Origin of the sequence: Curtobacterium sp. ME12, assembly GCF_903970855.1 — a bacterium.
In the GTDB taxonomy this organism is placed as follows: Bacteria; Actinomycetota; Actinomycetes; order Actinomycetales; family Microbacteriaceae; genus Curtobacterium; species Curtobacterium poinsettiae_A.
Map to the genome: position 1 here is coordinate 1 of NZ_CAJCKD010000062.1, position 7802 is coordinate 7802.

Consider the following 7802-nt stretch of genomic DNA (forward strand, 5'->3'; position numbering starts at 1 on the left):
CGCCATTCGTTGAGCGTGAGGTCGGTGTTCTCGGCGATGTCCGAGGTGCCGAATCGCTGGCGACGCCTGCCGAGGCGGATGCCGCTGTTCCGGCCGATCTCCACTGGCTGGAAATTCTCCGCGACACCCCCATCAGTGGGCAGGTCGTTCAGGACGCCGTCGTCCGGCATGCCCTCGCCGCCGGCCTGGACGCGAAGCACTACGGCGGACACTCTTTGCGCGCTGGGTTCGTCACCTCCGCTGCACAAGGGCCTCGGCCTGCACCGGATCATGCGACAGTCATGGCACACGACCGAACGGACGCTCGAGGTGTACAGCCGCGAAGATGCTCCGCTTGACAACAACGCTGTCCACCAGATCGGCCTGTAAGAGTCGTCGCTTTCCGCTAGGAGCCCTGGGGTCGTCCTCGTGGCCTCGCGGAACGCGCCCCTATTGACACGGTGGCCCGGAAGCCCGCTCAGCGGCCCGCGCACGAAGGGCAGCGGTGTGCTGCTGCGCAGCATTCTCCCGGTCCACGGAGTCCGACTGCACGGTGAGCTAGCGATCACCCGGCGCCTCGAACTCGGTGATTCGCCGATCAATTTGAAGGTACGGGGCCGGCGTGCGGGGCGAGTCTGCCGCTACACCACGGTTAGTCGCTTCCGCCTCCGCCGAGGTGTTCCGAGAAGAACTATTATCGGAACCAACACGGCAACGGTGCGTAGGCTCGAATTACGCGACGAGGGAGGCTCCGATGGCGGTTGAGGTAACAGCGGGTGGCGGTCCGACGCTTGCGGCGCGGGACCGGATGCGGCAGCAGGACCTGCCCCTTGAGGAACGGTTCACGCCCGACTTCACCGACCACGACGCCGCCGACGGGCAACCCGAGGACGGGTCAGGGATCGCGTGGTTCTGGGAGCAGTTCGGGAAGGCGTTCACCGACATCGAGCGGGAGGACGTCGAGACGATCGCGACACCTACGAAGGTCATCACCATCTCAACCCTCGCCGGCACGCACACGGGGGAGTGGATGGGGCACACCCCAACCGGGCGCCGGTTCACCGGGATCCGGAACGTGCAAGTCATTGGCTTCCGGGACGGCCGCGCCGCAGAACGGTGGGGCAGCACCGACCAGCTCGGCATCCTGCAGCAGCTCGGGCTTGCCTGATATCGCCGATCAGTAGCGGCGAGATTCGCCGTGATCGTCAGCAGAAGGTCAATGACGGCACCGAGCGAGCCGCCGCAGAACGATCCGCTCGACCCTCATCCGTTGAAGGAACCCCGTGGGCCACGGGGGTAACTGCCGATAGAGAGGTCGACCTTGCCCACGGATTGCAGCCTTCGGCTGAGCTCGTTTCGCTGATGTCGATGGCGTTCACGTTGCGGCAGCCGGTCACTCCTGAAATGCCGTCCGGTAGGCCGTGGGGGAGGTGCCGATGATGCTGCCGAAGTGGCGTCGGAGGTTCGCGTCGGAGCGCAGTCCGGTCGCTTCGGCAATCTGGGTCATCGTGAGGTCGGACCGTTCGAGGAGTTCCCGAGCCCGGTCGATCCTGGCGCGCAAGACCCACTGCATCGGGGTGATGCCGGTGTCGGCGGCGAATCGGCGCGAGAACGTGCGCGCGGACACGTTGGCTTGCCGTGCGAGTGCGGCGAGGGAGAGGTCGTCGTCGAGGTGGTCGAGTGCCCATGCTCGGGTGGCGGCGAAGACGTCGCCGAGGGGTTCGGGGATGGTGCGGGGCACGTACTGGGCTTGCCTGCCGCTTCGGTAGGGGGCGCTGACGAGACGCCTGGCGACGTGGTTCGCGAGGGCGACGCCGTGGTCGCGGCGGATGAGGTGGAGGCAGAGGTCAATCCCGCTGGCAGCGCCGGCGCTGGTGAGGACGTCGCCGGCGTCGACGAACAGCACGTGCTCGTCGACGTCGACCTCCGGATACTGCTCGCGGAGCACCTGCGTGTAGTGCCAGTGCGTCGTCGCACGCCGGCCATTGAGCAGTCCGGCGGCGGCGAGTGTGAACGCGCCCGTCGAGATCGCGGCGATTCGAGCGCCACGCTCGTGCGCAGCCTGAAGCGCCGCAGTGACACTCGGTGGTGTGGTGACGTCTGCGGGGTTCCGGTAGCCGGGGACGAGGATCGTGTCGGCCCAGGTGAGAGTGTCGAGGTCGTGGCTGACGGCGTAGGCGAGGCCGTTCCACCCGTCGACGGTGCCAGCGTGCTCCGCGCAGACGCGAACCTCGTAGGGCATGCTCGGCCGCTTCGCGAACACGTGCGCGGCGATCCCGACGTCGAGGGCCTTTGCCCCGTCGAGGACGAGGACCGTTACGCGGTGGTCGCGGTCGGTGCTCACTTGCCTGAACCTAGCGTGTGGCCGAGTGACGCCGTGTGGTGAGCGCGGCCGCGCCAGCGAGGACGATGAACACGATGACCGCCGCCGCGACGTACACGGCCCGGTACGGGGCAGGGAAACCGCCGAGCACCGCGATGAGAAGCCCCGCAAGGACGGCCCCGGCGCGGCGAGTGTTCGTGAACAGTCCGGATGCGAGTCCGGGGCTCGGGAACACGTCCTGGAACACGGTCAGTCCGAGGCCGGCGACGGTGGCGAAGAACCAGGCGTTCAGGGGTTGCAGCGCCAGGAGCTGCCACGGCTCGTGCACGAGAGCTGCGAGGCCGTAGTAGGCGACACCGGACGCCCACCCGCCGGCGAGGAGCAGCCGAACCGAGCGGTGCTCTTGAAGCCGGCCGATCAGCAGCAGTGCCGGGATCTCGAGAAGCGCCGCAGCACCGAGGGTGATGCCAGCCCAGACGATCGGAGCGCCGAGGGTGTGGGCGACGAACAGGGTCGCGATCGTCACGGTGGCGATGTTCGTCGCTTGCAGCAGCGTGAAGGCGCCGGCGACACCCCACCGGTTCCAGCCGCGGAGCTGCGCGAGCAGGCGGGGCCGGGTCGCCGCGTCTGCAGGAGTGGCGCCGCGCCGGCGGAGGAGCAGGAGCGCGGTGGCGACGTTGACTACGCCGATGCCGGCGAGGAGCGCGAGCGCGGCCGGGGTGCCGGCGGCACCGGTGATGAGGGTAGCGAGGGGCGGGCCGATGACCCAGGCGAAAGAGACGATCGCGCGGGTGCGGATGAGGCGGGCTGGTGGTGCGCATTCGTGGCGGAGCTGCGCGAACAGCAGCGTGGAGCCGACCCCGGGCGGGCCGCCGAGGATGATCAGCGCGAGCGCGACCATCGGTAAGGACGTTGTGACGGCGAGGACCGCAACGAGCGCGACACCACCGAGAGCGCAGAACACCAGCGGGCGCAGGTAGTCCCGGCTCCGGTCGGCGAGGGTCGGGATGAGCAGGGAGGCGGCGAACCCGCCGACGTTGTAGAGGCCGAGGACCCAGCCGACCTCGGTCGGGGTGGCGCTGTAGAGGGCAACGAGGAGGACGGCCAGCAGCGGGTTCAGGACCGCGAACTGCAACGCCCAGAACCATGCCGCGACCGGCCACAGCACCTTCCCCCGCTGCTGCAGCATCGGGGGCGTCACGGGCGGCTGACCACGAGGCGCAGTGAGCCGTCGAAGACTGGCTGGGAGCGCAGGTGCCCGTATCGTGCGTCCCAGGTTCCGGACTCGAGGTCGGCGCGCAGGGTCCGCTCGAAGCGTGTTTCGACGTCGGGGCCGACGAAGCTCCATGCGGAGTTCACCCGCCGCGCTCCTGGGTCGAGGAGCGCCTCGGGGCGGCCGTAGTACGCCTCACTGAACCCGTCCACGCATCCGAGCGGGATCGGAACCGACTCCACGGTGACGGTTCCCCGAGCCCAGCACGAAGAGCGTCGACTGCCGGGTACCGGCTGGCTTCGGTGGCGATGACCTCGGGTGCGTAGTCGTTGATCCACGACCGGGTGAGCGCTGCCGGATCGCAGGTCAGGATTACGACCGGACCACGGGTCACCCGGCGGACCTCGTGGAGCCCAGCCGGAAGGTCCCGCCACTGGTGGACCGTGAACGACGCCAGAGCAGCGTCGAAGGTGTCATCACCGAACGGAAGGTTCTCAGCGGTCGCATCGACCACCATCGCCGACCCCGCGGGGCGTTGCGCACGCATCGTGGCGCTCGGCTCGACAGCGGTCACGTCCAGCCCAGTCGGCTCGTAGGAGCCCGCACCGGCACCGACGTTCACGAGCGTTCGCGCGTCGCCGAGCGCAGCGTGAATCGCCATGACGAACGCAGGTTCCGGACGCCGGTACTGCGCGTACCCGGTCCCGATCGCACCGTAGTTCGCGTCGCCGGCACTGCCATCGGAAGTGCTCGTCACTGCACGCTCATCTGTCATGGCATCAGCCAAGCGCGGACCCAGCGCCAGCCGCCAGCGGTAATCAGGACGACGGCCGCACAGATCGCGCCAAGCCTCCACGTGGGCCGACGCCGCATGTTCGTGTTGAATGGTGGTACATCGCCGCATCTGCGGCGCGACTGTTGAACGGGACCTGTCATGCCGCACCGTGCCACCCGTCTGCCCGTCCTCCTGACCGCGGTCGCCGCGGCGTCGCTGCTGCTCTCTTCGTGCTCCGCCGGCAGCACGACAGCCAGCTCGTCGTCACCGTCGGCGTCGTCGACGTCCGCGACGGGTTCGATCACGGTGCTCGCGGCTGCGTCGTTGCAGAAGACGTTTACCGAACTGGGGAAGCAGTACGAGGCTGCGCACCCTGGGACGACGATCGATTTCTCCTTCGCCGGTTCCAGCGACCTGGTGACCCAGATCCAGAATGGCGCACCGGCTGACGTGTTCGCGTCCGCGGACACGAAGAACATGGACAAGCTCGCCACCAGCGACCTCCAGGGCTCCCCTGCGGACTTCGCGAAGAACACGCTCGAGATCGCGGTCGCACCCGGTAACCCGAAGAAGATCACCGACTTCAAGGACCTCACCAACGCTGGGGTGCAGGTCGTGACCTGCGCCAGCCCCGTTCCATGCGGCGCCGCCACCGAGAAGGTCGAGCAGGCAACCGGCATCACGCTGAAGCCCGTCAGTGAGGAACAGTCCGTCACCGACGTGCTCGGCAAGGTCAGCTCCGGGCAAGCAGACGCGGGTCTGGTCTACGTCACCGACGTCAAGGGTGCCGCCGGCAAGGTTGACGGGGTGACATTCAAGGACGCCTCGAGCGCGGTGAACACGTACCCGATTGCGGTGCTCAAGGAGAGTAAGAACCCCGACCTCGCCGCCGCGTTCAGCGACTACGTCCGCTCCAACACCGGGCAGAAGGTGCTCCAGGCGGCCGGCTTCCAAGCTCCCTGAGAGCTAGCCAGCGCTGTGAGACGGTGTGGGCTCGAGTGGTGACAGGGGAACGACCCCCACACTGAGTGTGGGGGTCGCCCTTTTTCTTGCCTGGTTACCGTGTGCGCCACAGGTCGAGCAGGAACCTGGCGATGGTCACCGCGAGGGTCGCGATGCCGAGCCAGGGGATCTGCCGCCTGCGGTGGGTGTCCTCATCGTCTGCAGACATGGGCCACCACCTCCTTGCGGGTCCGGCGCCGGCGGACACAAGAAGCGGGTGCACCAGGGGTGCAATCCGGGCGGACCCGGTTTACACTGGACCCGAGTTTCACTGCTCGGGGTCCCATGACGGCCCCTGGCTTTCCACTCGGAAGGCCAACCTGGACCCGTCCCTGTTCGCGCAGGGGCGGGTCTTTCGTTGTCCCTGTGGGCGGAGCTCCGGCGCGGTCGCCCGCCCACGAGCAACCACTCTAGGGCGGGCTGCGCGGCGCTTCGCGGAGCCCAGCCAATGGGTCAGGGCTTGACGGACCCCGAGACGCCGGTCCACAGGACGCGCAGCGTGGTAGTCAGCTGCTGCGTCAGGGTCCGTGATCCGGGTATCTGCTTCTCGAGCAGGTCGATGCGGCGTTGCGTGCTGTCGCGCTGCCGTTCCAGGTCCTGCAGTGCCACCCGAGCGAGCGCTCCCCGCAACGTCAGGTTCACCAGCGCCTGGCGCTCCGGCGTACGGATTCCGAAGAGAACGGGCAGGAGCAGCTCGAGGACGAACACCGCGACGATGCCGATCGACGCTTGGGGTGCGATTTTGATGAGCGCGATGTTCGCATACGTGACGATGATGAAGTAGATGGCATAGGTCATCGCCCAGGTGCCGACCTGCCGCCACCGGGAGGGGCCGGCGACGGTGTTGGCGCAGATCTGCAGGAGCAGCATCAGACCCGAACACGCTCCGATCGCCGCGACGAGACTCGCTGGCCAGAAGCCTCTGCCAGCGAGCACTTGGACGACGGCTCCGGTGACCAATCCCAAGACGGTCCCGTAGCCGAGGACGACGAGATTCGCAGTCCAACCCGATGCGGACGCTGCTCGGATGTTCGTGATGCGGTCGGTGACAGTAGTCAGCGTGATGCGTGCGGCATCGAGCTGCACACCGTGGGCGGGAACGGCGAATCGGCCGACCTCGAGACCCAGGACCCAGCAGATGAGCGCCATCGGGAACACGACGACGAGGAGTGCCCACTGGCTGCCGTTCACGACGGCAGCGCCGATGGTGAAGACGGCAAGCGCGAGCGCGCTGACAGCGATGAGGATGCCGATGAGGCCGACTCCGCGTCGAATCCGTTGCCGATGGCGGGGATCTTCGAAAGCGGCCTGTCCTCCGATGGAGATACCGAAGAGCACGAGCGTGACCGCGGTGTAGGACAGCAGCGCGTTGACCGTGGAGTCACCGAGCGTCTTGCCCCAGTCGCCGATCCAACCCGCCTGCGGAACACTCTGCGTGCTGGCGGGGTCGGTGTAGCCGGCGATGGTGCAGCCGATCCAGAAGCAGATTGCGGTGGCGACGAGGGTCCCGACGTGGATGATGCGTCGTGACGCGGGGAGCCCGTCGGGCTCCGAGCGTCCCGTAGGGGATGCCATGCGCGTCGGCTTAGTAGCCGGTGGTGCTGCCGCTGGTGGCGGCGGCGCCAAAGATGCCGATTCCGGCGAGGAGCATGATCAGGAACAGGATCACCCAGCCGGCGATGATGATGCCGTTCAAGATGAGGCCGGTGATCGCCATGCCGCGGCCGGCGGATTCCTTTCGGATGCCGACGAAGCCGAGGATCAGCCCGACCAGCGGGACGACCAGGGTGAATCCGGCGACGATGGACACCAGGCCGAGGATCATGCTGGTGATGCTCAACCCGCGCGGCGGCCCCGGCTGGTAGGCGGCCACGACGACCGGCGGCCCGTACGCGTGCTGTTGCGGCTGGTAGGTCGGTGCCGGCTGCTGCTGGTTGTCGTTGCTCATCAGGGTCCCCTCGTCGTGATGTCTCAGCACCATATCGGCGACGAGCAGTCAAACGTGACACCGTGTCACCTCAAGCGGCCTCGGGTGCCTGACATCGACTGCACGGTGGCGTCGGTCCTGGCCCGTACAGTGCTGATCAATGGGACCCAGAAAGGATGGTGGCTGACGCAGTGTTGTCCGACCGACTCGTTCCCAATGAGCGGAACGCGGCAGGTCCGCCTGAGCATGCGAGATCGCTAGGTCGCACCGCGTCGGCGGAGCAGCGTGCTGCTGCGGAACGATCCCGCACCGCATTTGCCCGGCAGCGCTCCGCAGCTGGTGACGGGTCTCCGGCAGGCTCGGGGGCGGCTGTGGTGGTGCCGGTGGGTGCGTCGCCGCAGGTGTTCGCGGAGGCGTCGTTGTCGGTGAACACGGTGCGGGCGTACCGGTCGGACTTGCGGCAGTTCGCCCGGTGGCGTGCCGGGTTCCTCGACCACGAGATCTCCGAACCGCACGAGCTCGAGCAGATCACCACCGCACCGGTCGACCCGACCGAGGTCGCGGCGTTCCTCGCGGACAAGGC

General features: G+C 67.8%; 8 protein-coding genes. 2 read left to right on the top strand and 6 right to left on the bottom strand.

Features of this window, described 5'->3' with window-relative positions; genetic code table 11:
• Positions 1-200 (bottom strand): hypothetical protein (locus H7A73_RS17635; protein ID WP_182067193.1); only part of this gene is annotated, 200 nt, incomplete at its 3' end.
• A 533-nt stretch (positions 201-733) separates the two neighbouring features.
• Between H7A73_RS17635 and H7A73_RS17640 the strand changes: the two genes are divergently transcribed.
• Positions 734-1147, top strand: coding sequence for an ester cyclase (locus H7A73_RS17640; protein ID WP_182067194.1), 414 nt, complete (start codon positions 734-736; stop codon positions 1145-1147).
• Positions 1148-1372: 225 nt separating this feature from the next.
• Here the strand turns inward: H7A73_RS17640 and H7A73_RS17645 are convergent, their stop codons facing one another.
• The 3 genes from H7A73_RS17645 to H7A73_RS17655 form a co-directional block, all read right to left on the bottom strand.
• Positions 1373-2323 carry a GlxA family transcriptional regulator gene (locus H7A73_RS17645; RefSeq protein WP_182067195.1) on the bottom strand — a complete coding sequence of 317 codons (951 nt, stop codon included), beginning with the start codon at positions 2321-2323 and terminating at the stop codon, positions 1373-1375.
• Positions 2324-2333: 10 nt separating this feature from the next.
• The gene (locus tag H7A73_RS17650) at positions 2334-3503 is read right to left on the bottom strand and encodes an MFS transporter (RefSeq protein WP_182067196.1); all 1170 of its coding nucleotides are present in this window, start codon (positions 3501-3503) and stop codon (positions 2334-2336) included.
• A 154-nt stretch (positions 3504-3657) separates the two neighbouring features.
• Positions 3658-4302: a class I SAM-dependent methyltransferase gene (locus H7A73_RS17655; RefSeq protein WP_259362997.1), complete on the bottom strand. Its 645-nt coding sequence runs from the start codon at positions 4300-4302 to the stop codon at positions 3658-3660.
• A gap of 147 nt (positions 4303-4449) precedes the next feature.
• On the opposite strand from H7A73_RS17655, the gene modA reads away from it, so the two are divergent.
• Complete coding sequence (gene modA, locus H7A73_RS17660; protein WP_182067197.1) at positions 4450-5253, top strand: molybdate ABC transporter substrate-binding protein; 804 nt, start codon at positions 4450-4452, stop codon at positions 5251-5253.
• Between the two features lie 492 nt (positions 5254-5745).
• Here the strand turns inward: modA and H7A73_RS17665 are convergent, their stop codons facing one another.
• On the bottom strand, positions 5746-6867 hold the full coding sequence (locus tag H7A73_RS17665) for a hypothetical protein (RefSeq protein ID WP_182067198.1): 1122 nt from the start codon (positions 6865-6867) through the stop codon (positions 5746-5748).
• Positions 6868-6877: 10 nt separating this feature from the next.
• Positions 6878-7240 (bottom strand): DUF4190 domain-containing protein, encoded by a 363-nt coding sequence (locus H7A73_RS17670; RefSeq protein WP_182067199.1) that lies wholly within the window; start codon positions 7238-7240, stop codon positions 6878-6880.
• Positions 7241-7802: the final 562 nt, after the last annotated feature.

Excerpts from the sequence above, each read along its gene's own strand:
- H7A73_RS17640 (WP_182067194.1), top strand. The coding sequence starts at position 734 with ATGGCGGTTGAGGTAACAGCGGGTGGCGGTCCGACGCTTGCGGCGCGG.
- modA (WP_182067197.1), top strand. The coding sequence starts at position 4,450 with ATGCCGCACCGTGCCACCCGTCTGCCCGTCCTCCTGACCGCGGTCGCC.
- H7A73_RS17665 (WP_182067198.1), bottom strand. The coding sequence starts at position 6,867 with ATGGCATCCCCTACGGGACGCTCGGAGCCCGACGGGCTCCCCGCGTCA.
- H7A73_RS17670 (WP_182067199.1), bottom strand. The coding sequence starts at position 7,240 with ATGAGCAACGACAACCAGCAGCAGCCGGCACCGACCTACCAGCCGCAA.